Here is a 23,974-nt window from a genome sequence, read left to right on the forward strand (position 1 = left end):
TGCAATGCTGTTGTTCTGTTACCGGAACATCAGCAAACTTGAGTGTATTCCACTCAACTCTGGAAAGCGCAGAACTCGTTGCCCTCCGGATCGGCCAGCACCATCCAGCCGATCTCCTCGTCCAGCGCGCGGAGCACTCGGGCACCCTGCCAGCCGTCACGGCCCGCCGTCAGCGCAGCCAGGTCCGGCGTGGTGAGGTCGAGGTGGATCCGGTTCTTCACGGTCTTGGGCTCGGGGACCCCCACGAAGACGATGCACTCGAACGGCGCACCCGGAATGTCCTCGACCCAGCCCCAGCCGGTCTCCGCGTCATGCCCGCCGCTCGCCCCGAGCAGGGTGGCCCACCACTGCGACTGGGCGACCGGGTCGGCGCAGTCGATGACGATCTCGTAGAGGCGATGCTCGGGCACCTCCTCGCGCACGAAGACGCACAGCTCCCCGCCCTCGGGGTCGGCCACGATCTTCCACTTGAAGGTCTCCAGGTCCCTCGGGCTCGCGCCGAGCGCCAGCACGTCGTCCACGCTGGCGGCGTGGACGTCCAGGTGTACCCGCTGCTTGACACTGACCGGCTCGGGGACCCGGTTGATCCACACCGTGTGCTCCGGGCTCGGCCCGGTGAGCAGCACCATGCCGTCGGGTCGCTGCTCGCGGCGCAGCCCCAGGGTCCGGGCCCAGAAGTCACCCATCGCGAGCGGGTCGACCGCGTCGATGCACAGGTCCTTGAACGTGGCGAGAGTCATGCCCGCCAACCTAGGCCACGTCGCCGACGTCCGGGGGCAGCGAGCGCACGGCCCGATCGCCGGCCCGGGCCGCGAGCACCACGGCGACGAGGCACCCCAGGTAGCCGGCGCCCAGCGCGAGCACCGGTATGGCCGGGCTCACGTCCGCGACCTCGACCAGCACCTGCCCGACCGCGCTGAGGGCCGCACCGAGGACCGCGAGCACGCAGGACAGCCGCGCCAGCGGCAGGGCCGCCCGGTGCGCGACCAGCCACGCCCGCTGCGACGACGTCGTCAGCGCCGTCCGGAGGCCCAGCAACTGGTTGACCTCGATGGTGCCGCCCGCGGCGGCGCGGGTGGTGAGGAAGACGACCACCCCGACCATGACGAGCCCGCCCGCACCGATCACGATGCCCGTGGGGTCCATGCCTCAGTCCCGTTCCGCGCTCAGCCGCGGCGACGCCACAGCACGAGCTCCTGGGAGGGGCGGGCGCCACGGAGCACGGGCAGCTTGTTGACCGGCTGCGCGGCGGAGGTACGACGCGCCGCGTGCGCCGCCCGCAGTGCCTCGTGAGCGCCCTCGAGCTCGGCGCACAGCTCGTCGTTGCGCATCTGGAGGGCGCTGACCTGGTTCTCCAGGTCGAGGATGCGGCGCACCCCCTCGATGCCGATGCCGGCCGCGGTCAGGTCGGCGATCTCGCGCAGCAGCTCGATGTCGCGCTGGGAGTAGCGCCGCCCTCCCCCGCCGGCGCGACCAGGCGTGATCAGCCCGAGCCGCTCGTAGGTGCGCAGGGTCTGGGGATGCAGACCGGTCAGCTCCGCGGCCACGCTGATCACGTAGACCGCCGCGTCGTCGCCGAGGCCGGGCCGGAAGCGGCCCGCGGGACGTGCTCGCCGACCGGCCATCTCAGATCCCCTCGAACAGCCCCGTGCGCAGCGGCTTGCCGGCCGTCGCGGCACGGTAGGCCTCGACCGCCTCGCGGGCGGCCGGGTCGAGCGTGGCCGGCACGTGCACCTCCACGGTGGCCAGCAGGTCGCCCTTGGTGCCGTCGGCACGGGGGGCGCCCTTGCCGCGGACCCGGAAGGTCCGGCCGTTGGGGGTGCCCGGGGGCAGCCTCAGCGTGACCGGGCTGCCGCTGAGCGTCGGGATCTTCACTTCGGCCCCGAGCGCGGCCTCGTCGAAGGAGACCGGCACATCGAGGGTCAGGTTGTCGTCCTTGCGCCCGAAGACGCGGTGCGGGGAGACCTTGACGGTGACGAACAGGTCGCCCGCCGGGCCGCCGTTCTCACCGGCGCCGCCCTTGCCGCGCAGCCGGATCCGCTGGCCGTCCTTGACGCCGGCGGGGATGCGGGCCTGGATGGTCCGCGCCGAGCGGCCCCGCCCGCTGCCCTGACAGGTGGGGCACGGCTCGTCGTAGACGAGCTGGCGGCCACCGCAGGAGGGGCAGGTCTCGTTCATCGTGAACGCGCCCCCGACCGAGGCCGCGACGTAGCCGGCCCCCTCGCACTCGGGGCACACGTGCGGACGGGTGCCCGGCTTGCCGCCGGTGCCGTTGCAGTCGGGGCAGGGCGCGTCGCTGGCCAGGCGCAGCGAGATCGTGACGCCCTCGAGGGCGTCGGTGAAGCTGATCGTCGCGGTGCTCTCCAGGTCCGGGCCCTTCTGCGGGCGCGGGCGGCTCTGGCGGGCCCGGCCGCCGCCTCCGAAGAGGTCGCCGAACATGTCCCCGAATCCGCCACCGGCCCCGGCACCGGTGCCGGCCCGGTCGCGCAGCAGGTCGTTGATGTCGAACCCGCCACCGCCGGTGCCGCCCCGGTTGAAGCCGCCCGGGAAGCCACCGAAGCCGCCGACTCCGACGCGGCGCACCTCGTCGTACTCCTTGCGCTTCTCGGGATCCCCGATCACGTCGTAGGCCTCGGCGACCGCCTTGAAGCGCTCGTGCTTGGCGCTGTCGCCGGGGTTGGAGTCGGGGTGGTTGGCGCGCGCGAGCTTGCGGTACGCCTTCTTGATCTCGTCGGCGGTGGCGTCCTTGGACACCCCGAGCTCCTTGTAGAAGTCCTTCTTCACCCAGTCCGCATTGGTCACGCGCGCACCTCCTCCCTCGGAATCGTCTTACTCGGCCGTCGGCGCCGCGGCCGGCTGCGACCCGGCGGGCGGGTCGACCACGAGCACCTGCGCGGCGCGCACCACCCGCTCGCCGATCCGATATCCGGCCTTCGCGACCACCTTGCAGGTGGTCACCGTGACGTCGGGGTCCTCGCCCAGGTGGGACAGGGCCTCGTGGATCGTCGGGTCGAAGGCGTCACCGGGGACGCCGTACTTGACCAGGCCGACGCTCGAGACGATCCGCTCGAGCTGGTCGGCGACGGCCTTGAACCCACCCTCGACCTCGCCGTGCTCGCGGGCGCGGTCGATGGTGTCGAGAACCTCGGTGATCGGCGCCAGCGCGGTGTACGTCGCGTTCTCGCGGATCAGGTCGCGGTCCCGGTCGACGCGGCGCTTGTAGTTGAGGAACTCCGCCTGCAGGCGCTGCAGGTCGGAGGTCAGCTCGACCACCTCACGCCGGGCACGACTCAGGTCGTCCTCGACCTCCTCGGTCTGCGGCGACTCCGCACCCTCCTGCGCGGTGTCCTGCGCGGGAGCGGTGGCGCCTTCCATCGCGGGGTCCGTGGCGGGGTCGGCAACTGCCTGAGGCCCCGGCTCAGCAACCCCCTGCGGGGAGGGAGCCGCGGTGTCCCGCGACTCCCCCGCCGGGGTGAACTCGTCCTTGGGGGACTGGGTCACTTGGTCTCACCCTCTGTGGTGTCCTCGTCGACGATCTCAGCGTCGACCACGTCGTCGTCGCTCTCGCCCGAGCCGGTCGCCGCACCGCCGGCAGCGGCCTGCTCGGCCTCGGCGGCGGCGTACATCGCGGCGCCCATCTTCTGGCTGGACTCACCGAGCTTGGTGATGCCGGCCTGCAGCTCCTCGTTGCTCGACTCGGCGTTCTCGAGCGTGGCCTTCAGCGCGTCCACGTCGGCCTGGACCTCGGTCTTGACGTCCTCGGGCAGCTTCTCGGCGTTGTCGGCGAGGAACTTCTCGGTCGTGTAGACGAGGCTGTCGGCCTGGTTGCGCAGCTCGACGCTCTCGCGGCGCTTGGCGTCCTCCTCGGCGTACTGCTCGGCCTCGCGGACCATCCGGTCGATCTCGTCCTTGCCGAGCGCGGAGCCACCGGAGATCGTCATCGACTGCTCGCGCCCGGACGCCTGGTCCTTGGCCGAGACGTGCACGATGCCGTTGGCGTCGATGTCGAAGGTGACCTCGATCTTCGGGATGCCGCGGGGAGCCGGGGGCAGGCCGGTCAGCTCGAAGTTGCCGAGCGGCTGGTTCTGCGCCCACATCTGGCGCTCGCCCTGGGCGACCTTGATCTCGACCGAGGGCTGGTTGTCGTCGGCGGTCGTGAAGATCTCGCTGCGCTTGGTGGGGATCGTGGTGTTGCGCTCGATCAGGGTGGTCATCACGCCGCCCTTGGTCTCGATGCCCAGCGACAGCGGGGTGACGTCGAGGAGCAGCACGTCCTTGACCTCGCCCTTGAGCACGCCCGCCTGGAGCGCGGCGCCCACGGCCACGACCTCGTCGGGGTTGACGCCCTTGTTGGGCTCCTTGCCGCCGAGCAGCTCCTTGACGACCTCGGTCACCGCGGGCATCCGGGTGGAGCCACCGACCAGGACCACGTGGTCGATGTTCTTGATCGCCACGCCGCCGTCCTTGAGCACCTGCTGGAACGGCTTCTTGGTGCGCTCGAGCAGGTCCGCGGTGAGCTTCTGGAACTCGCTGCGGGTCAGCTTCTCCTCGAAGTGCAGCGGGCCCGACTCGCCGTGGGTGATGTAGGGCAGGTGGATCGTGGTCTCGCTCGAGGACGACAGCTCGATCTTCGCCTTCTCCGCAGCCTCCTGCAGGCGCTGCTTGGCGATCTTGTCGGCCGCGAGGTCGACACCGTGGTTGGCCTTGAACTTCTTGACCATCCACTCCACGACCCGGGCGTCCCAGTCGTCACCACCGAGGTGGTTGTCGCCGGAGGTCGCCTTGACCTCGACGACGCCCTCGCCGATCTCGAGCAGGGACACGTCGAACGTGCCGCCACCGAGGTCGAAGACCAGGATGGTCTGGTCGTCGCCCTTGTCGAGGCCGTAGGCCAGCGCCGCGGCGGTGGGCTCGTTGACGATCCGGCTCACGTTGAGGCCCGCGATCTCGCCGGCCTCCTTGGTGGCCTGGCGCTGCGCGTCGGAGAAGTACGCCGGGACGGTGATGACCGCGTCGGTCACCGGCTCGCCCAGGTAGGCCTCCGCGTCGCGCTTCAGCTTCTGCAGCACGAAGGCGCTGATCTGCTGGGAGGTGAAGGACTTGTCGTCGATCTGGGTCTTCCAGTCGGTGCCCATGTGGCGCTTGACCGAGCGGATCGTCCGGTCGACGTTGGTGACGGCCTGCCGCTTGGCCACCTCGCCGACGAGGACCTCGCCGGACTTCGCGAAGGCGACCACCGACGGGGTGGTGCGGGCGCCTTCGGCGTTTGCGATGACGGTGGGTTCTCCACCCTCGAGGACCGCGACGACGGAGTTCGTCGTACCAAGGTCAATGCCAACCGCGCGTGCCATGGGGATACCTCCGGGTTGCTTCTGGGCTGTCTGCCCGCGTCTGTGCTTCTGGTCTGTGCGTACGTCTGCGTTCAGTTCTGTGGGCCCGATCAGGTCGGGCATGGGGCCATCATGCGTCGCTGCGACGAGTCTGGCAAACAAGTTGAGTCGGATCAACTCAAGTTCGTTCACTCGTGCCAACGCAGGGAGGGGGGTGGATGTTCCCCCCAGGCCGCGTGGAGCGCGGATTTCGGGTGCGAGGTGACTCACATCGTCGGGGCGTCGCGGAATAGCCCCGGCCGAGGGTTGTTGGGCCCCTCATGAGCGTTCCCGTCATCACCCTCCATGACCAGACGACCATCCCCCAGCTCGGCTTCGGGGTCTACCAGGTCCCGCCCGAGCAGACCGCCAGCACCGTCGCCTCGGCCCTCGAGGTGGGCTACCGCCACATCGACACCGCCGAGATGTACGGCAACGAGCAGGGCGTCGGCGAGGCCATCGCCGCCTCCGGCATCGCGCGCGACGAGCTCTACGTGACCAGCAAGCTGAACAACAACGTGCACCGCCCCGACGACGCCCGCCGCGCCTTCGACGCCACACTGCAGGCGCTCGGCCTGGACCGGATCGACCTGTTCCTGATCCACTGGCCGCTGCCCACCCAGTACGACGGGGACTTCGTCTCCACCTGGCGCACGCTGGCCGAGTTCGTCGCCGACGGCCGCGCCACCTCCGTGGGCGTGTCCAACTTCCAGCCCGCACACCTGGACCGGATCATCGAGGAGACCGGCGTGATCCCGGTCGTCAACCAGATCGAGGTCCACCCCTACTTCGCCAACGAGGAGGCCCGCGCCGCCTCGATCCGCCACGGCGTCGAGGTCGAGGCGTGGTCGCCGATCGCGCAGGGCAAGGTCCTCGGCGACCCGGTGATCAACGAGATCGCCGCCCGGGTCGGCAAGACCCCGGCCCAGGTGACGCTGCGCTGGCACATCGAACGCGGCGACATCGTCTTCCCCAAGTCGATGTCCACCGACCGGATGCGGGAGAACTTCGACATCTTCGACTTCACCCTCTCCGCCGACGACGTCGCCGCGATTGCCGCCCTGGACCAGGGCGAGGCCGGCCGCCAGGGCCCCAACCCGGACACGTTCGACTGGATCCCGGCCTGAGCTGACGGCTGCGGTTTCCCCGGTCGGCCGGGGAAGCCCGATGTTGTCGGGCGAAACTTCGCCCGACAAGTTCAGTAGTTGACAGCCGGCACTACCTCACCGGCCCCACGGGGCGCTGCGGTCACTCCAGTGGCGGGCGCCCTGTGGTCGACCCCGGGCAGCGCGCCGCGGCGTACGACGAGGTGCGGGCGCGAGTGCTCGCCTTCGCAGGGCCGGGGAAGCCCGGCCAGTCAGCGCGATGCCGGCCGGGCGCGGCCCGCCGCCGCGCTGCGCCGTACTGGCCACACGAAACCTGCACTTCCCACACGTTCCTTCGTGTGGGAAGTGCGGGTTTCACGAGTTAACTCGTGGTCCCGCCGGCACCGGGCGCCCCAAACGCGCGCCTCAGCCCCACCGGCCCCACCGGCGCGCGCCTCCGCAGCAGCCGACCCGCGGCCCAGCCTCACTCGACGGTGACGGTGACCTCGTTCGAGGCCAGCTCGCTGTCGGTGTCGACGACGCGGAACCGGTTCTCGCCGGTGCGGCCGGTCTCCACGTACGTCGAGAAGATGCCGCCGCTGACCGAGGCGGTGACGCCGAAGTCGGCCCAGCCGCCGTCCTCGAAGCGTTGCACCTTGAGGATGGCGCCCTCCCCCTTGGGGTAGACGCCGGTGAGGTCGATCTGCTCCATCGGGCCGACCGAGGTCTGGCCGGCCTGGAGGGTGACCGTCTTCTCGGCCGCCTCGGACTCCGACGGCGGCTCCGCGGGCTCCTCGCTGGCCTCGGAGTCGCCGGGGGCGAGCGTGATCAGCGGGCCGGAGGCACGCTCGGTGACCTGCGGCTCGGGCAGGTAGAGCGTCTCCTGGGCCGTGGAGCGTCCGGACGCCGAGCCGTCGCCGCCGACGCCCAGCAGCCGGGAGCCGACGAGCGCGGCCACCCCGGCCACCACGCCGACGACCAGACCGACCGCGACCAGCGCGACCAGGCCGGACAGGACGGGACGGTCTTCATCGGATCGCACGCGCAGGACACCCCCAGGGGAAGACGGACGGCGCCACGGCCGTCACCACCCGCCCATTGTCGGGCACGGGCCACGGAAGGCCAACCGGCGGTCAGCGCGGCGAGCAGATCACCACCGGGATCTCGCGCTCGGTCCAGGACTGGTAGGAGTCGAAGTCGGCGTACAGGTCCACCAGCCGCGGCCACAGCCTGCGCCGCTCCTGCGCGTCGGCGGTCCGGGCACGCACCTCGCGCACCTCGGAGCCGATCTGGATCCGGGCGTCGGGGCAGGCCTCCAGGTTGCGGTACCACTGCGGATGCTGGGGCAGCCCGCCCTGCGAGGCGACGACCACCACGTCGGGCCCGTCCAGCAGGTAGAGCAGCGGGGTCGTGTACGTCGTGCCCGAGCGGCGCCCGACGTGCTCGAGCAGGCAGACCGGGACCGGGCGGCGCAGCGCCGAGCCGATCCGCCACCGGGCGCCGACCCTGCCGCCGGTGCGTCGGTAGAGCGCGACGTGGGCCCGCCCGGCGTACTTCATCACCTTCGGCACCAGCGGCGAGTCGAGCCCTCCGGGGCGCGGCTTGGCCTGCCCGCTCATCACATCCCCCTCTTCCAGACCAGCTCCTCGTGCAGCCGACGGCTGCGCCAGCCGCGCTCGGTGCGCACCATCTCGTGGTGGTAGATCCCGCCGAACTCCACCAGCAGCTCGCCGCCGCCGGGCTGGGCCAGCGTCATCGGGTTGTGGAAGTACGCCGCGACCCGCGCCGCGTCGCCGTCGAGGTCGACCTCGCTCTGGCCCAGTGTGTGCATCCGCCGCTCGAAGACCGGCAGGTTCTGCGCCAGCCACGCCTTCACCTCGCGATACCCGCCGGCGATCCCGCCGGACTCGGTGTAGTCGATCGCGGCGTCGTCGGTGAACACCGTGTCGAGGCGGTCCCACTCGCCGGTGTCGATGGCGCGGGTGTAGCGCACCAGCACCTGCTCGATCTCCAGCCGGTCGCCGATCTCCGCCAGGTCCATGGGGCTCCTCGTGCCTCGCCGCAGGGCGTCTTCCGCCCATCGGGAGCACTATGGCAGTGAAGTGGAACACGTTCTAGGGTGCGGGCATGCGATTCACCTACGCCGAGGCGATGACCCGCGTCGAGAACTATGTGCCGCTCGCCCAGGCCGCCGAGGCGGCCGGGTACACGTCGATGACCATCGCGGACAGCCTGATCTATCCGCGCGAGTCCGACTCCACCTACCCCTACACCGACACCGGCGACCGGGAGTTCCTCGAGGACAAGGCGTTCATCGAGACGATGACGCTGGTCACCCACCTGGCCGCGCTGACCAGCACCCTGCGCTTCACGCCGTTCGTGCTGAAGCTGCCGGTGCGCCCGCCGGTGCTGGTCGCCAAGCAGGCCTCCTCGATCGCCTACCTCTCCGGCAACCGCCTCACCCTCGGCGTGGGGCTCTCCCCCTGGCCCGAGGACTTCATCGCGATGGGGGTGCCGTGGGCGCGCCGCGGCAAGCGGATGGACGAGTGCATCGACGTGCTGCGCGGCCTCACCAGCGGCGAGTACTTCGGCTACGACGGCGAGTTCTTCTCCTTCCCCGAGATCAAGCAGTCCCCGGCCCCGACCGAGCCGATCCCGCTGCTCGTCGGCGGCCACAGCGACGCCGCGCTGCGCCGCGCCGTACTCAAGGGCGACGGGTGGATGCACGCCGGCGGCGACGCCGAGGAGCTGGACCGGCTGCTGGCCCGTCTCGCCGAGATCCGCAAGGCCGAGGGCGACACCCGCGAGGACTTCCAGGTGCACGCGATCTCGACCGACTCCTACACCCTCGACGGCATCCGCCGCCTCGAGGACAAGGGCGTCACCGACGCCATCGTCGGCTTCCGGGTGCCCTACATCAAGGGCCAGGACGACCAGCCGGTGAGCAAGAAGGTCGCCCACCTGGAGCGGTTCGCCGAGCAGATCATCGGCCGGCTCTGATGGACGCCGGGGGGCGGCCCGAGGACCTGCGGCTCGACGACCCGGGCATCACCAAGCCCTTCGCCGACGCCGTCGCGCAGGCCGAGGAGCTGATCCGCGGGGCCGACTTCATCCGCACCGAGCAGGACCTGCTGGAGGGCTACGACTACCTGGCCGGGCGGATCCGGATGGCGATCCAGGCGGCCTTCAGCCACGACCCGGGCCGCACCCTCTTCGTCAACGGCACCCACCAGTTCTCCCGCCAGGGCCTCGACAACCCCGATGCCCTGTACTTCCACGCGGTGATCAACGACTCCGCGACGTACGTCGTGCGTGGGCGCCGCGGGACCACCGCCGACCTGTCGTTCCAGGTGATGGCCGGCAACTACACCGCCGAGGACACGCCGGCGGCGCTGGCGGCCTTCGACGAGCGTGAGATCGAGCTCGACGAGGACGGCACCTTCGCGCTCACCTTCGGCCCGGAGCTGGTGCCGGGAGCCGAGCGGCCGCGCAACTACTTCGTCTCCGGGCCCGGCGCCTCGTCGCTGATCGTGCGCGAGGTCTACAACGACTGGGACACCGAGGAGCGCGGCACGCTCTGGATCGAGCGCACCGACCAGCTCGGCGTGCCGGCGCCGCCGCTGACCCGCGCCCGGCTCGCCAAGAAGTACGAGATCGCCGCACGCACGCTCACCGGGACGATCCAGACCTGGTTCATGTTCCCCCAGTTCTTCCAGTACCAGCAGCTGGTCAACACGCTGACGCCGCCGCAGTCCACGCCCGGCGGGCTCACCTCGCAGCGCTCCTCGATCGGGCACTACGAGCTCGCCGACGACGAGGCGCTGGTGATCAGCGTCCCGGCCTGCGCGGACTGCACCTACCAGGGCATCCAGATCGGCTCGGACTGGTACGTCTCCACCGACTACGAGACCCACCAGACCTCGCTGACCAAGGCGCAGGCGCAGACCGACCCCGACCAGGTGATGCGCTTCGTGATCAGCGAGCGCGATCCCGGCGTGGCCAACTGGCTGGAGGCGCTGGGGCACCGCACCGGCGCGATCATGCTGCGCTGGCAGCAGCTCTCCCGCGACCTGGGCCCCGAGGACGGGCCGGTGGTGGAGAGGGTGCGCTTCGACGACCTGCCCAGCGTGCTGCCGTACCACGCGTCGAACCGGATCGGCCCCGAGCAGTACGCCGCCCGGATCGCCGCCCGTCAGCGCGCGGTGGCCCGGCGGATGCTCTCGTGAGCACCTCCCCGCTCGGTGCGGGCCTGCTGCGGGACAAGGTCGTCGTCCTCTCCGGCGTCGGCCCCGGGCTGGGCCGCGCGCTCGGCGAGGAGGCCGCGCGGATGGGCGCCGACCTGGTCCTGGCCAGCCGCACCGAGCGGCGCCTGGAGAAGGCGGCGGCCCGGGTGCGCGAGCTGGGCCGGCGCGCGCTCGTCGTCCCCACCGACATCACCGACGAGACGGCCCGCGCCGCGCTGGTCGACGCCGCGCTGGCTGAGTTCGGCCGGGTGGACTGCCTGGTCAACAACGCCTTCGCGATCCCGCCGATGGACCCGCTCACCACGCTGGGGCTCGACGCGCTGCGCACCGCTCAGGAGACCAACGTCTACGCGCCGCTGCGGCTCTCGGCGCTGTTCGCCGACGCGCTGGCCGCGACCCAGGGCTCGATCGTGATGGTCAACTCCGCGGTCCTGTACCACTCCCAGCCGGAGTTCGCCGGCTACAAGCTCTCCAAGGGCCAGCTCGCCCACGCCGCCTCCGCGCTCGCCACCGAGCTCGGCCCGCGCGGGATCCGGGTCAACTCGATCGCGCCGTCCTACATCTACGAGGACGTCAACAAGGCCTACTTCGACTGGATCGCCGCGGAGACCGGGCGCACCCACGAGGAGGTGTACGCCGAGAAGGCGGCCCCGACCGACCTCAAGCGGCTGGCCACGCCGGTCGAGATCGCCCGCGCCGCGCTGTTCCTCGCCAGCGACCTGGCCAGTGCCGTCACCGGCACCGTGCTCAACGTCGACTGCGGCGAGTTCCACGACCGCTAGCCCCCGCCGGTCCGCACCCCGACCTGCCCCAGCCACCCCCGGAGGAGACATGGCACGCGAACGCGCCGACGTCGGCAGCTACGAGGACATCGCGGCCGCCGCGATCCGCTCCACCGGCCTGGCGGACTTCGGCGGCACCGAGCACGAGGAGGGACTGCGGATCCTCGTCGAGGACCTCAACTCCCCGACTGCCGGGCTGACCGGCGTGGGCAGCTACATGATGCGCGCGCAGGTGAAGGGCGCGCTGGTGGCCCGGCTGCTGTCGCAGTCCGGGTTCGCCCAGCACCCGTCGTACGCCGAAGTGGCGATCGAGCGGCCGATCTTCGTGCTCGGCCTGCCCCGGACCGGCACCACCGCGATGCACCGCCTGCTCACCGCCGACCCGGCCCACCAGGGCATCGAGCTGTGGCTCGCGGAGTTCCCCCAGCCGCGCCCGCCGCGCGCGACGTGGGAGGACAACCCCGTCTACGCCGCGATCAACGCCGGCTACGCCGCCCACAACGCCGAGCACCCCGAGCTGATGGGGATCCACTACATGGACGCCGCCACGGTCGAGGAGTGCTGGAAGATCCTGCGCCAGAGCGGCAAGTCCATCGGCTACGAGTCGGTGGCCCACGTGCCGACGTACGCCGGCTGGCTGGCCCGCCAGGACTGGACCGACGCCTACCAGCGCCACCGCGCCAACCTGCAGCTGATCGGCCTGCACGACACCGCGCGCCGCTGGGTGCTGAAGAACCCCTCGCACCTGGTCGCCCTGGACGCGCTGATGGCCGTCTACCCCGACGCGCTGGTGGTGCAGATGCACCGCGACCCGGTCACCTCGGTGGCCTCGGCCTGCTCGCTGTCGGCGACGTCCGCGGCCGGCTGGTCGACCACGTTCGCCGGCGAGGTGGTCGGCGCCACCCAGCTGGACCTGCTCGCCCGCGAGTTCCACGCCTTCCACGAGGCGCGGCCGGCCTACGACCAGCGGCAGTTCGTCGACGTCGACTACCTCGACTTCGTGGCCGACCCGACCGCGACGGTCCAGGGCATCTACGAGACGTTCGGCCTGGACTACTCACCCGCGGTCGCCGACGCCGTCCGCGCCGCGGACGCCGCCTCGCGCGAGGGCGACCGCAAGCCGGTGCACGCCTACACGCTGGCCGACTACGGGCTCACCGAGGAGCAGGTGCGCGCGGCGTTCGCGCGCTGAGCGCGCCGGGCTCGGCGCTCGGCTCGCGGCTGGGCGCACCTGCGGCAGGCGGTTGTCCACAGGTCCGGAAAGTGAGGCTTGGCGGCACGCCGGATGCTTCCTAGCGTCGTCGGCATGCAAATCGACTACTCCCGGATGCGCGGCGCGGCCCGGCGGCTGTCCGTCCAGCGCGAGGCCGTGCTCGACGAGCTGCCCCTGTCCCGGCCCGACACCGGCGCGACCAGCGCGGAGACCGCGCAGGGCCTGGCCCGGGTGAGCGGCGCCTGCCGGGAGCTGGCCACCCACCTCGCCCGCATCTCCACCGGCGTGGTCGACACCTGCGACGACTTCTGGGCCACCGACGAGCTGCTGGTGGCCCCCGACTTCCGGTGCCGGGTCCCCGATCTCGCCGACGTGGCTCCGGGGGCCGGGCGATGAGCGTGTCCCTACGGGTGGCCGGGGCGCCCGGCGAGTGCCGGCGCACGGCGCGCCAGCTGACCCGCGCCAGTCACGCCGTCGCGGACACCGCCGACCTGCTCCTCCGTGAGCGCGAGCGGTCGGGTCCCGGTCTGGCCGGCGGCTCCGGCGCGGCCTACCGCGCGCGGGTGGCGACCACCGCCGGGGAGGCCGAGCTGCTGTCGCGGTGCGTGGCGGAGCTGGCACACCGGCTGAGCGCGCTGGCCGAGGTGCTCGAGGACGTCGAGGACCGCATCGAGCGCGTCCGCCGCCTGGTCGCCCCCTACGACCTGGTCCGCGGGGACCGGCTCGTGGAGCCGGTGGACCGCGCGGACGAGAGCGCCCGCCTGGTCAGGGAGCGCCGGCTCGCCCACCGCGAGGCGGTCGCCACCGTACGGCGGGCGCGCGCCGACGAGACCGAGGCACAGGACGGCTGGCGAGCGTCGCTGAAGGCCTACGCCATCGAGCTGGGCCAGAGCTCGTGGAACGCGCTGCCCAGCGGCACGTTCCTGCCGCCGGTCGAGGACCTCCCCGCCGGCCCGCCGCAGCAGCCCGAGCGGCAGCCCGAGCAGCGGCCCGCACCCGGCCCCGAGCGGGGGCCCGACCGGCCCGAGTCACCGGCCGCCGAGGCGCCGGCGTCCCCAGCGTCGCCGGAGGCGAGGCCGTCCTCCGGGTCACCGGCCGGCGCAGCATCCGACCCGTCCTCCGGGTCCCCGGGCATCGGCGCGTCCGACCCGCCCGCCGAGCGGACCCCGCAGGACCGGCCCGGTGCGCCGGGAGGCGCCCGCCGCTGGCAGCTCGCCTCCGCTGTCGTGTCGGACGCCGGGCCACCGGTCCTCGCCGGCACCACCCTCGTCCTGCCCGTCCCGACCACCCGACCGCCGGGCGCCGACCTCGACGTCCCGCCCCACCTGGAGGTATCCGATGAGCCCTGCCGGCCCGACCCCCGACCCGCCCCCGCCCCCTGACCTGCCGCTGACGCTGCCGCCGGGCTGGGTGCACGGGACCCGGCCCGAGGCGGGGATCCTGCTGGCCGCCTCTCCCCGGCGGCCGGGACCCAGCGGTGTGCGTCCCGGCATCAACCTCGTCGCCGAGCCGGTGACCGTCGGCCTGGAGGACTGGGTGGAGCTGACCCTGCGCGACCTGGGACCGGGGCTGGACCGCTTCGACCTCGAGGACGAGGACGACTACGACGGCGGCTGGCCGGTCGCCTACCGACGCTTCTCCTACGCCTACGAGGGCCACGACCTGGTCTGTGACCTGTGGGCGTGGGTGGCCGACGGCGTCGGGCTGATGCTGACCGGGACGGTGGTGCGCGAGGAGTACCTCGACTACTGCGACCTCTTCGAGGACGTCGCGCTGGGCTGTGACCCGGAGGCGGTGGTGCGCGCCCTGCACGCCGGGCCGCCCCGGCCCACGGCGCGTGCCTCCTAGCCGGGCGTGCCTAGCGCCGGTGCACCCGGATCGGCGCCCCGCGGCGCGGGACGCTGGTGATGTTGCGGACCCGGGGGCGGTCCTCGCCGAGGGTCTCCACGTCGTAGGCGGTGAGCACGGCGCGCAGCACCGCGACCCCCTCCATCAGCGAGAAGCCCGCCCCGATGCAGCGCCGTACGCCGCCTCCGAACGGGATCCAGGTGTGCGGGGCGGGGCTCTGCCCGACGAACCGCTCGGGGCGGAAGGCCTGCGGGTCGGGGTGGCTGTCGGGGCGGGCGTGGCCGAGCAGGATCGAGGGCCCCACCGTCACCCCCGCCGGCAGGTCCCACCCGCCGACACGGGCCGGCGCCGTCAGGTGGCGCACCACCATCGCGATCACCGGGTGCAGCCGCATCGACTCCTTCAGCACCGCCTCCAGGTAGTCGTCGTCGCCCTCGTCGGCCGCCTGCTGGGCGCGCGCCAGCTGACGCGGGTCGCGGCCGAGCTCGTAGAGCGCCCAGGACAGCGCGGTGGCCGTGGTCTCGTGGCCGGCCAGCAGCAGCGTGACCAGCTGGTCGCGCAGCTCGGCGTCGTCGAGCATGTCGCCGGCCTCGTCGCGGACCTGGATCAACCGCGACAGCACGTCGGTGCGCTGCGCGAGATCGCCCTGGCCGCGCCGCTCACCGATCTCGGTGTACATCAGCCGGTCCAGCGCCCGCTGGTTCTCCACGCTGGCCTTCCACGGCCCGATCCGCTGCAGCTGCGGCACCGGCCAGCCGAGCAGGACGATCGGGCTGACGTCGACGGTGCGGTTGACCCGCGGGCGCAGCCCGCGCAGCCGCTCCTCGTCGGTGACGCCGAAGACCACCCGCAGGATCACCTCCAGGGTGAGCGCGTTCATCCGGTCGAGGGAGCGGAACTCCCGCGCGGGCGTCCAGGTGTCGACCTCGGCTCGGGCCAGCTCGCTGACCAGGGCCTGGTAGCCGCGCAGCGCGTGGCCGTTGAAGGCCGGCATCAGCAGCTTGCGGGCCCGCTTGTGCTCGGCGCCGTCCTGCAGGAGCAGCGAGTGCTGCCCCATCACCGGGCCCAGCACCGCGTTGCCCTTGCCCGCGTGGAAGACCGCAGGGTCGCCCGCGAAGATCTCCTTGGCGTGCTCGGGCCCGGTGAACAGCACCAGCGGCTGCCCGCCGGGCAGCAGCCTCACCGCGAAGACGTCACCGTGCTTGCGGTGCATCGCGGGCACGAACTGGTGCCGGAAGCGCACCAGCGCGATGGTCTGCAGCAGCGGCGGCCACGACGGTCCCGGCGGCAGCGCGGAGCGCGGCACCTTCCGCCGCCGTCGCGTCGGGGGCCGGGCCGCGCGGAAGCGCGCGTCGGTGAGCCGGTCCATCTGCTCCTGGGTCATGGCCATGACGCCCTCCTGAGGGGCCGCGTCGGTGGCCCGGGTCACATGCTAGGAGGGCCCCGGCACCCGCGGAAGCGCGCAGCGCGCGCTCGTCTCAGGCCGGGCGGGCCAGCTGGTCGACGGCGGCCGCGAAGACCCCCGGCCAGGCCGCCGCCAGCGGCACCACCCGCCGGCGCAACGCCGGCTGCCGGGTGGCCCCCAGCAGGGTGCGGGTCAGCAGGTCGTGGCGCCGTCCCAGGCGCCGTGCCACCCGCTCGTAGCCCGCCGGACGGTCGGTGACGAGCGCGGCGACGGCGGCCTGGGCCTGGGCCAGGCCCAGCGAGATCCCCTCCCCGGTGAGCGCGTCCACGTACCCCGCGGCGTCCCCGACCAGCAGCACCCGGCCGGCGACCCTGCGCCGGGCCCGCTGGCGCAGCGGGCCGGCGCCGCGGGCGCGCGTCGACTCGGCGCCGGCGAGCCGCTGGGCCAGCGCCGGCAGCTCGACCAGGACGTCCTCGAGACGGCTGCCCCGGGCTCCCAGCACCGCGATGCCCACCAGCCGCTCCCCCACCGGGGTCACGTACGCCTCGGCGGTGGGCGCCCAGTGCACCTCGACGAACGAGGTCCATGGCTCCCGCTCGACGTGGCAGCGCAGGCCGTAGCGCCGGGCGCCGGTGACCGGCACGTCCAGGCCGAGCATCCGGCGCACCGGCGAGTGCAGCCCGTCCGCGGCGACCAGGTGCCGGGCTGCGTCTCCGTCCACCAGCACCCGGTCCCCGACGTCGCGCACCTCCCGCACCGCCACCGGCTCGATCACGACCCCGGCGTCCAGCACCGCCTCGCGCAGCGCCGCGTGCAGCACGGTACGGCGCACGCCGCGCCCCGGCCCGCGCCGGAACGCCGCCTGGGCGCGGTGGTCCGCGTCGAGGTAGCGGATCCCGTCGATGGCGCACCCGGCCGGGTCGACGCCGAGCGCGGCCAGCGCCGCCACCGCCCCGGGCATCAGCCCTTCCCCGCACGCCTTGTCGATCGTGCCGGGGCGGGGCTCGCGGACCACCACGTCGAGTCCCTCCCGCGCGGCGTACAGGGCAGTGGCCAGGCCGACCGGTCCGCCGCCGGCCACGATCAGGTCACGCACGCGCGGCCGGCTGGGGCAGGGTGGCGAGCGCGGCGTCCTCCACCCGGATCCGCACCCGCAGCAGGGCCGCGTTCAGGATGGTGAAGACCAGCGCGGTGATCCAGGCGCCGTGCACCAGCGGCAGCGCCGCGCCCTCCACGACGACCGCGACGTAGTTGGGGTGCCGGAACAGCCGGTAGGGCCCGCCAGCGACCGGGGCGAGCCCGGGCACCACGATCACCCGGGTGTTCCAGCGCCGCCCGAGGGTCGCGATGCACCACCAGCGCAGCGCCTGCGAGGCGAGCACCAGCGCGAGCATCGACCAGGCCAGCACCGGCGCCACCTCGGGACGCCGCAGCCACGCCTCGGCGAGCGCGCCGACGAGGAGCCCCGAGTGCAGCACCACCATCACCGGGTAGTGCCCCTGCCCGGTCTCCCGCCCGCCCCGGGCCAGGCTCCAGGCGGCGTTGCGCTTGGAGACGACCAGCTCGGCGACCCGCTCCAACCCGACCAGCGCCACCAGCACCGTGAACGCGCCCAGCCCGGTCACGCCGCCGCCTCACCGAGCGAGCGGAGCAGCACCAGCTCGGAGCAGAAGCCGGGGCCCATCGCCAGCAGGACGCCGTACGAGTCTGGGCGCGGTGGCCGATCGCGCAGGGTGTCCTCGAGGACGTGCAGCACCGAGGCGGAGGAGAGGTTGCCGATCCGGGCCAGCGACTCCCAGGTCAGCCGGACCGCCTCGCGCGGCACCTCGAGCGCCTGCTCGAGGGCCTCGATCACCTTCGGCCCGCCGGGATGGCAGACCCACCAGCCGATGTCGGCCCGGGTCAGGCCCTGCTCGGCGAGGAAGCCGTCGACGTCCTCGCGCAGGTAGTGGCCGACCACGTCGGGCACCGAGGCGTCGAGCACGATCCTCAGGCCGCCGGAGGTCACGTCGAAGCCCATGGTCCGCTCGGAGTCGGGATAGAGCCGGCTGCGGCTGGCCAGCACCTCGACCGGGCCGCGCGCCGCAGAGTCCCGCCCGCGCCCCCCGCGCGCGACGACCGCCGCGGCGCCGTCGCCGAAGAGCCCGCTGGCCACCAGGTTCGGCACCGACACGTCGTCGCGCTGCACCGTCAGCGAGCACAGCTCGACCGCGACCAGCACCGCCACGTGGTCGGGGTGGCCGACCAGGTAATCGTGCAGCCGGGCGATGCCGGCCGCGCCCGCCACGCAGCCCAGCCCCACCAGGGGCAGCCGCTTCACGTCGGGGCGCAGGCCGATGCCGGCGGCGATGCGCGCCTCCAGGCTGGGTACCGCGAGCCCGGTGACGGTCGCCGAGATCACCAGGTCCACGTCGGTCGGCGTCAGGTCGGCGGCCTTGAGGGCGTCGCTGAGCGCACGCGAGCCGAGCTCGACGGCCGCCTCGATGAAGTGGTCGTTGGCCCGGCCGAAGTCGTCGAGCCCGGCGTAGCTCTCCAGCGGCAGGACCAGGCTGCGGTGCTCGACCCCGGCGTTGGCGTGGAAGCGGCGCAGCAGCCGCTCGTCGAGACCACCCCGGGCGATCACGCCGGCGAAGGCGTCGGTGATCTCCTGCTGGGTGTAGCGGTGCTGCGGGAGGGCCCCGCGGACCGACAGGATCTCCATCTGCTGCTCCTTCAACCGGTGGTTCCCGCGGCGCCCGGGAGGGGCGTGCGGGGGATGAGGCCCGCGAGCAGTCCGCCCGCGAGCCGAGGGGTGATCCGGCCGTCCCCGAGACCGATCTCGACGAGGTCGTCGAAGACGTGTTCGTTGCCGGTGGCGGCACGGATGCCTGCGTCGATCACCACCGGGAGCGTCGCCAGCCGGGAGGCGATCCAGGTGTGGCGCAGATGGCCGCCGAGCAGCGCCCGCACCGCCCGGCGGTGCTCGGCGCCGGCCTGCCGGGGCCGGTCCTGCGCCAGGGTGCGCGCCGCCGTGCGGCCCGCGACGATGCCGGTGGCGACGGCGTAGTAGATGCCTTCGCCGGTCATCGGGTTCACCAGCCCCGCGGCGTCGCCGGCCAGCAGCAGCCGGCCCGCGGGCTGCTGCCAGCGCCAGCCGGACAGCGGGAGGTGGTGGCCCCGCCAGCGGGTCCCGGCCGCCGCCGCGCCGGGCAGCAGCCGTTCCAGCTCGCCGAGGAGCAGGGCCCGCGAGGGCGGCTCGCCGGGGCCCAGGAGCTCGCCGTACCCGACGTTGGAGAGGCCGTCGCCACGATCGAAGGCCCAGGCGTACGACGGCTGGCGGCGCTCGCCGTAGCGGATCACCTGGGTGCCGCGACGCCCCGGCGCGGTGGGGGCGTAGCCGCGCAGGGCGAGCGCGCGGCGGCCGCCGACGGACACCCCGGCGGCGCGGCGGACCACCGAGTGCGCGCCGTCGGCGCCGACCACCACCGGGGCGCTGAAGCCGTCCACCTCCACCCGGTCCAGATGCTGGCGGACGTGGGCGACGCGGTGGCGGCGCAGCACGGCCCCGGCGGCCACCGCGCGCTGGACCAGTCGGGCGTCGAAGACCTCGCGCGGGATGACCCACACCGGCCGGGCCATCGGGCGCGCCACCCGCGCCTCGCGCCGGGCCAACTCGAGGCTCCACAGCGGCGACCAGCCCTCGACGACGTCGCCGGCGCCGACCTGGGCCAGCGCGTCGACGACGTGGGGGGCGATGCCGTCCCCGCAGCACTTGTCGCGCGGGAAGTCGGCGCGGTCCAGCAGCAGCACCCGCAGCGCCGGGTCCTCGGCCAGCGCGGCCAGCGCCGTGGCGCTGCCGGCGGGGCCGGCGCCCACCACGATCAGGTCCCAGGCCGCCGGCGGTGCCGCGCTCATCGGGCCCACCCGAACATCACCACGTCGACCAGCGCGATGCCGAGCGCCGCCCGGAACGGCGCCCGGCCCTCGCCGGTCAGGGCCAGCACCGCGAGGACGGCGACGACGACCAGCGCCCCGACGGCGACCGGCGGCGAGTCCACCGGGGCGCCGGCCACGATCACCACCGAGGCGAGCGCCAGCACGGCGACCGCGATCGGCGCGGTCCAGCGGGCCCCGATCCGGTGCGGCAGCCCGCGGACGCCGGTCGCGGCGTCGTCGTCGAGGTCGGGCAGCACGTTGACCAGGTGCGCCCCCACGCCCAGCAGCGCCCCGGCCAGCGGCATCCAGCCGGGTGGGACGGCGTCGTCCACGGCGAGGCTGACGAAGACCGGCAGCGCCCCGAACGCCACGGCGTAGGGCAGCCAGGACAGCACCGTCGCCTTGGCCCCGAGGTTGTAGACCCAGCCGGCGGCGACGACGAGCAGGTGCACCGAGCCGGCGAGCAGGCCGCAGGCCAGCGAGAGCGGGATCGAGGCGAGCAGGGCCACGGCGCAGGCGGCGCGCACCAGCCGCTCGCCCACGTCGCCGGTGGCGATCGGCTTGTCAGCGCGCCCGACCCGGCGGTCCCGGGCGGCGTCGAGGAGGTCGTTGGACCAGCCGATGGAGAGCTGCCCGGCCGCGACGGCGACGACGACGAGGGCCACCCGCCCCGGGGAGCCGCCGAGCGCGGCCGCGAGCAGGCCGCCCAGCAGGGTGACCGCCGCAGCGGGCCCCGGGTGGGCGGCACGAAGGAGTGCGGCCGAGGCCCGCCTGGCGCTCATCGCCTGGCCGGTACCCCGACCGACCCCGCTCATGTTCGGGCGGCGGGGTCGGGGCTCGGCGAGGTGGTCGCGACGCTGAGCACCTCGTGGCGCGGGGCGACGTTGTCTCGGGTGGCGCCGCAGGTCAGCCGGTGTGCCGGGCCGTCGTCGGTGGTGCGCACCCGCACCGTCCACTCGGCGCCGGTGGCCGCGAAGACCGCCTCGGTCACCGCGTCGGCACGGCGCGAGCGGACCCTGCGGACGTCGTCTGTGCGGGTGAGCCCGAGGCGGCGGCGCAGCGCGATCTCGGCCGCCTGCACCGGCATCGGCAGTCCGGAGCGGCCGCGCAGGTGGTCGAGGTCGAGCTCGCCCACCAGGTGGCCGCCGGCGACGGCGAGCGCCGAGCGCTCGTCGAGCCTGCCGTAGTAGAGGCCCTGCGGCAGCACCAGCAGGTTGGCGGCGAACCGGTCGCCGCCGATGTGGGAGACCTCCCAGGTCTCCTCGGGGTGCGCGCGGGACAGCGCCGCGGCCACCGGGCGGCCCCGCTCGGCGCAGCAGACGTCGTGGCGCCCGTGCGCGCAGACCGCCAGCACGCTCGCGTCGTACGGCGTGAGGCCGGGCGAGCGGCCGGCGCCGAGCGCGTCCAGGTCGAGCTCGAGCAGCGCGGAGGGGGCGTCGAGCAGGGCCGTCTCCAGCCACGGGCGCACCGCGTCCGCGTGGGCGGCGAAGACCCGGATCCCGGCGGCGGCGGTGACCCGCCCGGGGCGTCGTACGAGCAGCACGCGCACGCCCGCCTTCCGGGCCCGGCGCTGCAGTCCGGTGCGCACCTGCTCGGGCAGCCGGCAGTCGCGCAGCGCGTCGACCCCCCAGGGGCCGGGAACCTCCACCAGCAGGAACGCGCGCACCGTCGAGGCGGTGCCGGCGAGGTCCTCGTCGCGCAGCAGGCTGCTGGCCGCGCAGCGGAACGCCGGGTCGGGGCTCACCCGACGACCTCGAGCAGCCCCTCCCGGACCAGACGACGACACAGCACCGACCGCCCGGGCTCGTCGAGGTGGGCGGCGAGGTCGACGGGGCGCAGCTCGGCGCGCGAGCCGATCTCCTCCAGGGCCGGGCGGATCCGGGCGGGCAGGTCGAGGTGGCGGTCGCCGAGCAGCAGCCGGACCCGGTCGTCCGGGGCGTCGAGGAGCACGCAGGGGTGGGCGGCGCGGCGGCGCAGCAGCGTGGTGTCGTCCAGGTCGCGTACGGCGAGGACGTCGCGCAGCCCGTGCGGCAGGCGCGGGCTGCGCCCGGTCAGGAAGCGCTGCACCTCCGCCTCCACGGCGGCGGAGACGTCGGCGCGCCGTACTCGCTCGGCGAGCTGCTCCAGGCGCGCGGCGAGCTGGTCGCGCAGCTGCTCGGGGTGCTCCAGGTAACCGGCGGGCAGGTGCTCGTCGGGGACCTCGTCGAGCAGCGGCCGGACGGTGCGCCCGACCAGGCCGCGCCAGGTGAGCTGGTTGATGCCGAGGGTGACGTGCAGGGAGGCGCTCTCCTGGGCGCGCGCGGCGTGCGGGGTGCCGGTGGGCAGGTACATGCTCAGCCCGGGCTCGAGGAGGACGTCCTCGACGCCATCGTCGGTGTGCACCTCCCAGCGCTTGGCGCCGTGGGTCTGGAAGACGAACACGTCGTGGCTGTCGGAGTGCACCGCGAAGCCCTGCGATCCCGGCGGGGTCAGGTAGGCGTTGGCCTGGCACGGGTGGCCCAGCTCGTTCTCCAGCTCGGCCACCAGCCGGGTCAGCGGCGGCCAGTAGCGGTGCAGGCCCTGCAGCACCACGGTGGCGCCCTCGTCGAAGAGCCGCAGCACCTTGCGCGGATCGACCAGCCCGGTCAGCGGCTTCCCGGCGAGGGTGGCGGCGCGGGTGAAGTCGGCCTCGGGCAGCACCCGGCCGTCGCGGGCGAGGCGTACCGCGGGGGTGCGGATCGCGGTCTCGGTGAGCAGGTGGTCGACGTCGTCGAAGGAGAGCAGCTCGACCAGCCGCTGGGGGTCGGTGCGGTGCAGGTGCACCCGTGACGCCCAGACCTTCGTCAGGAAGGTCTGGGCGTCACCGCTCAGCAGGTCGAGCGCGCTCAGGAGTCGGTCCCGTCGGAGTCCGTGCCGTCGGAGTCCTTGGTGTCGCCGTCGGAGGTGTCGGTCGCGTCCCCGTCGGTGCCGTCGGAGTCGGTGCCGTCGGAGTCGCCCCCGTCCGTGCCGTCCGAGTCGCCCCCGTCCGTCCCGTCCGCGTCGGCGGTGTCCCGCCCGTCCGCGTCGGCGGGCCCGGGCATCGACGTGGCCTGGGGGGTGCCCACGGTGCCGCTGGTCATCTCATCGTCGCTCAGTGAACCGGTCATGCGTCCTCCTCTGCTCCCGGCGGAGGTTCCGCCGAGTCGTCGTACGGCAAGTCCCGGGTAACGACCGGATGGCCGCCCGTCAGGACCGACGCCAGCCATTTACCCAAGCCCGGCCGAATAACGCCACCCCTCCGCAGCCACGCCCGCCCGAACCCGCCCCGGGTGGGCGTCAACCCCTCGCCGTTTGGTCCCCAACGGATGCAATCCGGGCGAAATACATGCCGTCTCTGCCCAATCGGCAACCTCACCGCCCACCCAGGCCCGAAACCACGCCGACCCCTCACCGTTTGGTCCCCAACGGACGGAATCCGGGCGAAATACATGCCGTCTCTGCCCAATCGACGCCCCCAACGCCGACCGCCGACCCCACCCCAGCCTCAGCTCCCTCCAGCCCCTCCAGCCGCTCGGGCCGCCCGCTCCACCCGGGCACGCTGGTCCTCCCAGGTCTCGCCGTCGGCCAGCCACAGGTTGTCGTTGCCCAGGCGTAGCCCCGCGGTCCCGTCGATCAGCTCGCGGACGATGTCGGCGTGGCCGGCGTGGCGGTGGGTCTCGGCGACCATGTGCAACAGGATCCGGTGCAGCGTGACCTCGTTGCGGCCCTCGCCCCACCAGGGGACCCGGCCGATCGTGTCGAGGTCGAGCGCCTCGATGGTCGCGTCGGCGTGCGCCCAGGCCCGGTGGTAGAGGTCGACGATCTGCTCGCGCGACTCCTCCGGGGTCGCCCACAGGTCGGCGTTGGGCTCCGCGCCGGGCTCCAGCCAGGGCAGCGGCTCGCCGGAAGGCCGGTCGAAGGTGTCGCCGAAGTACCCGAACTCGACGCTGGCGAGGTGCTTGACCAGCCCGAGCAGGTTCGTCCCGGTCGGCGTGAGGGGGCGGCGTACGTCGTACTCGGACAGGCCGTCGAGCTTCCACAGCAGCGCCTCGCGCGCTTGCTGAAGGTAGCGATGGAGGTCGGTCTTCGCGCCCTGGTCGGTCATCTGACGACTCT

At 73.6% G+C, this 23,974-nt stretch carries 27 protein-coding genes; 8 read left to right on the forward strand and 19 right to left on the reverse strand.

Annotated elements, in window-relative coordinates:
* Positions 1-53: 53 nt before the first annotated feature.
* From AC6EH9_RS00310 to dnaK, 6 genes are all read right to left on the reverse strand, one after another.
* Positions 54-740, reverse strand: a complete 687-nt coding sequence (locus tag AC6EH9_RS00310; protein ID WP_498419451.1) for a VOC family protein — start codon at positions 738-740, stop codon at positions 54-56.
* A 10-nt stretch (positions 741-750) separates the two neighbouring features.
* Positions 751-1,146: an SdpI family protein gene (locus AC6EH9_RS00315; protein WP_498419453.1), complete on the reverse strand. Its 396-nt coding sequence runs from the start codon at positions 1,144-1,146 to the stop codon at positions 751-753.
* 20 nt (positions 1,147-1,166) lie between these two features.
* Complete coding sequence (locus AC6EH9_RS00320; protein WP_498419455.1) at positions 1,167-1,625, reverse strand: heat shock protein transcriptional repressor HspR; 459 nt, start codon at positions 1,623-1,625, stop codon at positions 1,167-1,169.
* Between the two features lies 1 nt (position 1,626).
* Positions 1,627-2,802: a molecular chaperone DnaJ gene (gene dnaJ, locus AC6EH9_RS00325; protein ID WP_498419457.1), complete on the reverse strand. Its 1,176-nt coding sequence runs from the start codon at positions 2,800-2,802 to the stop codon at positions 1,627-1,629.
* A gap of 27 nt (positions 2,803-2,829) precedes the next feature.
* The gene (gene grpE, locus AC6EH9_RS00330; protein ID WP_498419458.1) at positions 2,830-3,375 is read right to left on the reverse strand and encodes a nucleotide exchange factor GrpE; all 546 of its coding nucleotides are present in this window, start codon (positions 3,373-3,375) and stop codon (positions 2,830-2,832) included.
* Positions 3,376-3,497: 122 nt separating this feature from the next.
* Positions 3,498-5,351 carry a molecular chaperone DnaK gene (gene dnaK, locus AC6EH9_RS00335; RefSeq protein WP_498419460.1) on the reverse strand — a complete coding sequence of 618 codons (1,854 nt, stop codon included), beginning with the start codon at positions 5,349-5,351 and terminating at the stop codon, positions 3,498-3,500.
* Between the two features lie 299 nt (positions 5,352-5,650).
* On the opposite strand from dnaK, the gene AC6EH9_RS00340 reads away from it, so the two are divergent.
* Positions 5,651-6,496, forward strand: coding sequence for an aldo/keto reductase (locus AC6EH9_RS00340; protein ID WP_498419462.1), 846 nt, complete (start codon positions 5,651-5,653; stop codon positions 6,494-6,496).
* A gap of 442 nt (positions 6,497-6,938) precedes the next feature.
* On the opposite strand, the gene AC6EH9_RS00345 is transcribed toward AC6EH9_RS00340, so the two are convergent.
* The 3 genes from AC6EH9_RS00345 to AC6EH9_RS00355 form a co-directional block, all read right to left on the reverse strand.
* A complete protein-coding gene (locus tag AC6EH9_RS00345) occupies positions 6,939-7,496 on the reverse strand; it encodes a hypothetical protein (RefSeq protein WP_498419464.1) in 558 nt (185 codons plus the stop codon).
* Between the two features lie 91 nt (positions 7,497-7,587).
* On the reverse strand, positions 7,588-8,073 hold the full coding sequence (locus AC6EH9_RS00350) for a nitroreductase family deazaflavin-dependent oxidoreductase (protein WP_498419466.1): 486 nt from the start codon (positions 8,071-8,073) through the stop codon (positions 7,588-7,590).
* A complete protein-coding gene (locus tag AC6EH9_RS00355) occupies positions 8,073-8,495 on the reverse strand; it encodes a nuclear transport factor 2 family protein (RefSeq protein ID WP_498419467.1) in 423 nt (140 codons plus the stop codon). Before AC6EH9_RS00355 ends, AC6EH9_RS00350 begins: the two co-directional genes overlap by 1 nt.
* Before the next feature lie 86 nt (positions 8,496-8,581).
* Here AC6EH9_RS00355 and AC6EH9_RS00360 point away from each other — a divergent pair, with 86 nt between their 5' ends.
* The 7 genes from AC6EH9_RS00360 (at position 8,582) to AC6EH9_RS00390 (ending at position 14,541) form a co-directional block, all read left to right on the forward strand.
* The gene (locus tag AC6EH9_RS00360) at positions 8,582-9,454 is read left to right on the forward strand and encodes a TIGR03619 family F420-dependent LLM class oxidoreductase (RefSeq protein ID WP_498419469.1); all 873 of its coding nucleotides are present in this window, start codon (positions 8,582-8,584) and stop codon (positions 9,452-9,454) included.
* The gene (locus tag AC6EH9_RS00365) at positions 9,454-10,680 is read left to right on the forward strand and encodes a hypothetical protein (RefSeq protein WP_498419471.1); all 1,227 of its coding nucleotides are present in this window, start codon (positions 9,454-9,456) and stop codon (positions 10,678-10,680) included. Before AC6EH9_RS00360 ends, AC6EH9_RS00365 begins: the two co-directional genes overlap by 1 nt.
* Complete coding sequence (locus tag AC6EH9_RS00370) at positions 10,677-11,480, forward strand: SDR family oxidoreductase (RefSeq protein ID WP_498419473.1); 804 nt, start codon at positions 10,677-10,679, stop codon at positions 11,478-11,480. Before AC6EH9_RS00365 ends, AC6EH9_RS00370 begins: the two co-directional genes overlap by 4 nt.
* Before the next feature lie 49 nt (positions 11,481-11,529).
* Positions 11,530-12,672 carry a sulfotransferase family protein gene (locus tag AC6EH9_RS00375; protein WP_498419474.1) on the forward strand — a complete coding sequence of 381 codons (1,143 nt, stop codon included), beginning with the start codon at positions 11,530-11,532 and terminating at the stop codon, positions 12,670-12,672.
* 114 nt (positions 12,673-12,786) lie between these two features.
* Positions 12,787-13,089 carry a hypothetical protein gene (locus AC6EH9_RS00380; protein WP_498419476.1) on the forward strand — a complete coding sequence of 101 codons (303 nt, stop codon included), beginning with the start codon at positions 12,787-12,789 and terminating at the stop codon, positions 13,087-13,089.
* Positions 13,086-14,075, forward strand: a complete 990-nt coding sequence (locus AC6EH9_RS00385; protein WP_498419478.1) for a hypothetical protein — start codon at positions 13,086-13,088, stop codon at positions 14,073-14,075. The genes AC6EH9_RS00380 and AC6EH9_RS00385 overlap by 4 nt, the downstream gene beginning before the upstream one ends.
* Complete coding sequence (locus tag AC6EH9_RS00390) at positions 14,032-14,541, forward strand: hypothetical protein (protein WP_498419480.1); 510 nt, start codon at positions 14,032-14,034, stop codon at positions 14,539-14,541. The genes AC6EH9_RS00385 and AC6EH9_RS00390 overlap by 44 nt, the downstream gene beginning before the upstream one ends.
* A 10-nt stretch (positions 14,542-14,551) precedes the next feature.
* Here AC6EH9_RS00390 and AC6EH9_RS00395 read toward each other — a convergent pair whose 3' ends face one another.
* The 10 genes from AC6EH9_RS00395 to AC6EH9_RS00440 all read right to left on the reverse strand — a co-directional run bounded on the left by AC6EH9_RS00395 (position 14,552) and on the right by AC6EH9_RS00440 (position 23,963).
* On the reverse strand, positions 14,552-15,931 hold the full coding sequence (locus AC6EH9_RS00395) for a cytochrome P450 (RefSeq protein ID WP_498419482.1): 1,380 nt from the start codon (positions 15,929-15,931) through the stop codon (positions 14,552-14,554).
* Between the two features lie 88 nt (positions 15,932-16,019).
* A complete protein-coding gene (locus tag AC6EH9_RS00400; RefSeq protein WP_498419484.1) occupies positions 16,020-17,042 on the reverse strand; it encodes an FAD-dependent monooxygenase in 1,023 nt (340 codons plus the stop codon).
* Positions 17,035-17,571 carry an isoprenylcysteine carboxyl methyltransferase family protein gene (locus tag AC6EH9_RS00405; protein WP_498419485.1) on the reverse strand — a complete coding sequence of 179 codons (537 nt, stop codon included), beginning with the start codon at positions 17,569-17,571 and terminating at the stop codon, positions 17,035-17,037. The genes AC6EH9_RS00400 and AC6EH9_RS00405 overlap by 8 nt, the downstream gene beginning before the upstream one ends.
* On the reverse strand, positions 17,568-18,647 hold the full coding sequence (locus AC6EH9_RS00410; protein WP_498419486.1) for a type III polyketide synthase: 1,080 nt from the start codon (positions 18,645-18,647) through the stop codon (positions 17,568-17,570). The genes AC6EH9_RS00405 and AC6EH9_RS00410 overlap by 4 nt, the downstream gene beginning before the upstream one ends.
* An 11-nt stretch (positions 18,648-18,658) precedes the next feature.
* Entirely contained in the window at positions 18,659-19,840 is a 1,182-nt protein-coding gene (locus AC6EH9_RS00415; protein ID WP_498419487.1) for an NAD(P)/FAD-dependent oxidoreductase, read from the reverse strand.
* Entirely contained in the window at positions 19,837-20,643 is an 807-nt protein-coding gene (locus AC6EH9_RS00420; protein WP_498419489.1) for a UbiA family prenyltransferase, read from the reverse strand. Before AC6EH9_RS00420 ends, AC6EH9_RS00415 begins: the two co-directional genes overlap by 4 nt.
* Before the next feature lie 29 nt (positions 20,644-20,672).
* Positions 20,673-21,605 (reverse strand): ferredoxin family protein, encoded by a 933-nt coding sequence (locus tag AC6EH9_RS00425; RefSeq protein ID WP_498419491.1) that lies wholly within the window; start codon positions 21,603-21,605, stop codon positions 20,673-20,675.
* Positions 21,602-22,663, reverse strand: coding sequence for a cupin domain-containing protein (locus AC6EH9_RS00430; protein WP_498419493.1), 1,062 nt, complete (start codon positions 22,661-22,663; stop codon positions 21,602-21,604). The genes AC6EH9_RS00425 and AC6EH9_RS00430 overlap by 4 nt, the downstream gene beginning before the upstream one ends.
* Before the next feature lie 62 nt (positions 22,664-22,725).
* Positions 22,726-22,986: a hypothetical protein gene (locus tag AC6EH9_RS00435; protein WP_498419495.1), complete on the reverse strand. Its 261-nt coding sequence runs from the start codon at positions 22,984-22,986 to the stop codon at positions 22,726-22,728.
* Between the two features lie 377 nt (positions 22,987-23,363).
* On the reverse strand, positions 23,364-23,963 hold the full coding sequence (locus AC6EH9_RS00440; RefSeq protein WP_498419496.1) for a DinB family protein: 600 nt from the start codon (positions 23,961-23,963) through the stop codon (positions 23,364-23,366).
* Between the last annotated feature and the right edge of the window lie 11 nt (positions 23,964-23,974).

This window comes from Nocardioides sp. Z21_20 (genome assembly GCF_059766585.1).

Excerpts from the sequence above, each read along its gene's own strand:
- AC6EH9_RS00310 (WP_498419451.1), bottom strand. The coding sequence starts at position 740 with ATGACTCTCGCCACGTTCAAGGACCTGTGCATCGACGCGGTCGACCCG.
- AC6EH9_RS00315 (WP_498419453.1), bottom strand. The coding sequence starts at position 1,146 with ATGGACCCCACGGGCATCGTGATCGGTGCGGGCGGGCTCGTCATGGTC.
- AC6EH9_RS00320 (WP_498419455.1), bottom strand. The coding sequence starts at position 1,625 with ATGGCCGGTCGGCGAGCACGTCCCGCGGGCCGCTTCCGGCCCGGCCTC.
- grpE (WP_498419458.1), bottom strand. The coding sequence starts at position 3,375 with ATGGAAGGCGCCACCGCTCCCGCGCAGGACACCGCGCAGGAGGGTGCG.
- dnaK (WP_498419460.1), bottom strand. The coding sequence starts at position 5,351 with ATGGCACGCGCGGTTGGCATTGACCTTGGTACGACGAACTCCGTCGTC.
- AC6EH9_RS00340 (WP_498419462.1), top strand. The coding sequence starts at position 5,651 with ATGAGCGTTCCCGTCATCACCCTCCATGACCAGACGACCATCCCCCAG.
- AC6EH9_RS00350 (WP_498419466.1), bottom strand. The coding sequence starts at position 8,073 with ATGAGCGGGCAGGCCAAGCCGCGCCCCGGAGGGCTCGACTCGCCGCTG.
- AC6EH9_RS00355 (WP_498419467.1), bottom strand. The coding sequence starts at position 8,495 with ATGGACCTGGCGGAGATCGGCGACCGGCTGGAGATCGAGCAGGTGCTG.
- AC6EH9_RS00360 (WP_498419469.1), top strand. The coding sequence starts at position 8,582 with ATGCGATTCACCTACGCCGAGGCGATGACCCGCGTCGAGAACTATGTG.
- AC6EH9_RS00365 (WP_498419471.1), top strand. The coding sequence starts at position 9,454 with ATGGACGCCGGGGGGCGGCCCGAGGACCTGCGGCTCGACGACCCGGGC.
- AC6EH9_RS00375 (WP_498419474.1), top strand. The coding sequence starts at position 11,530 with ATGGCACGCGAACGCGCCGACGTCGGCAGCTACGAGGACATCGCGGCC.
- AC6EH9_RS00380 (WP_498419476.1), top strand. The coding sequence starts at position 12,787 with ATGCAAATCGACTACTCCCGGATGCGCGGCGCGGCCCGGCGGCTGTCC.
- AC6EH9_RS00385 (WP_498419478.1), top strand. The coding sequence starts at position 13,086 with ATGAGCGTGTCCCTACGGGTGGCCGGGGCGCCCGGCGAGTGCCGGCGC.
- AC6EH9_RS00390 (WP_498419480.1), top strand. The coding sequence starts at position 14,032 with ATGAGCCCTGCCGGCCCGACCCCCGACCCGCCCCCGCCCCCTGACCTG.
- AC6EH9_RS00395 (WP_498419482.1), bottom strand. The coding sequence starts at position 15,931 with ATGGCCATGACCCAGGAGCAGATGGACCGGCTCACCGACGCGCGCTTC.
- AC6EH9_RS00410 (WP_498419486.1), bottom strand. The coding sequence starts at position 18,647 with ATGGAGATCCTGTCGGTCCGCGGGGCCCTCCCGCAGCACCGCTACACC.
- AC6EH9_RS00415 (WP_498419487.1), bottom strand. The coding sequence starts at position 19,840 with ATGAGCGCGGCACCGCCGGCGGCCTGGGACCTGATCGTGGTGGGCGCC.
- AC6EH9_RS00420 (WP_498419489.1), bottom strand. The coding sequence starts at position 20,643 with ATGAGCGCCAGGCGGGCCTCGGCCGCACTCCTTCGTGCCGCCCACCCG.
- AC6EH9_RS00435 (WP_498419495.1), bottom strand. The coding sequence starts at position 22,986 with ATGACCGGTTCACTGAGCGACGATGAGATGACCAGCGGCACCGTGGGC.
- AC6EH9_RS00440 (WP_498419496.1), bottom strand. The coding sequence starts at position 23,963 with ATGACCGACCAGGGCGCGAAGACCGACCTCCATCGCTACCTTCAGCAA.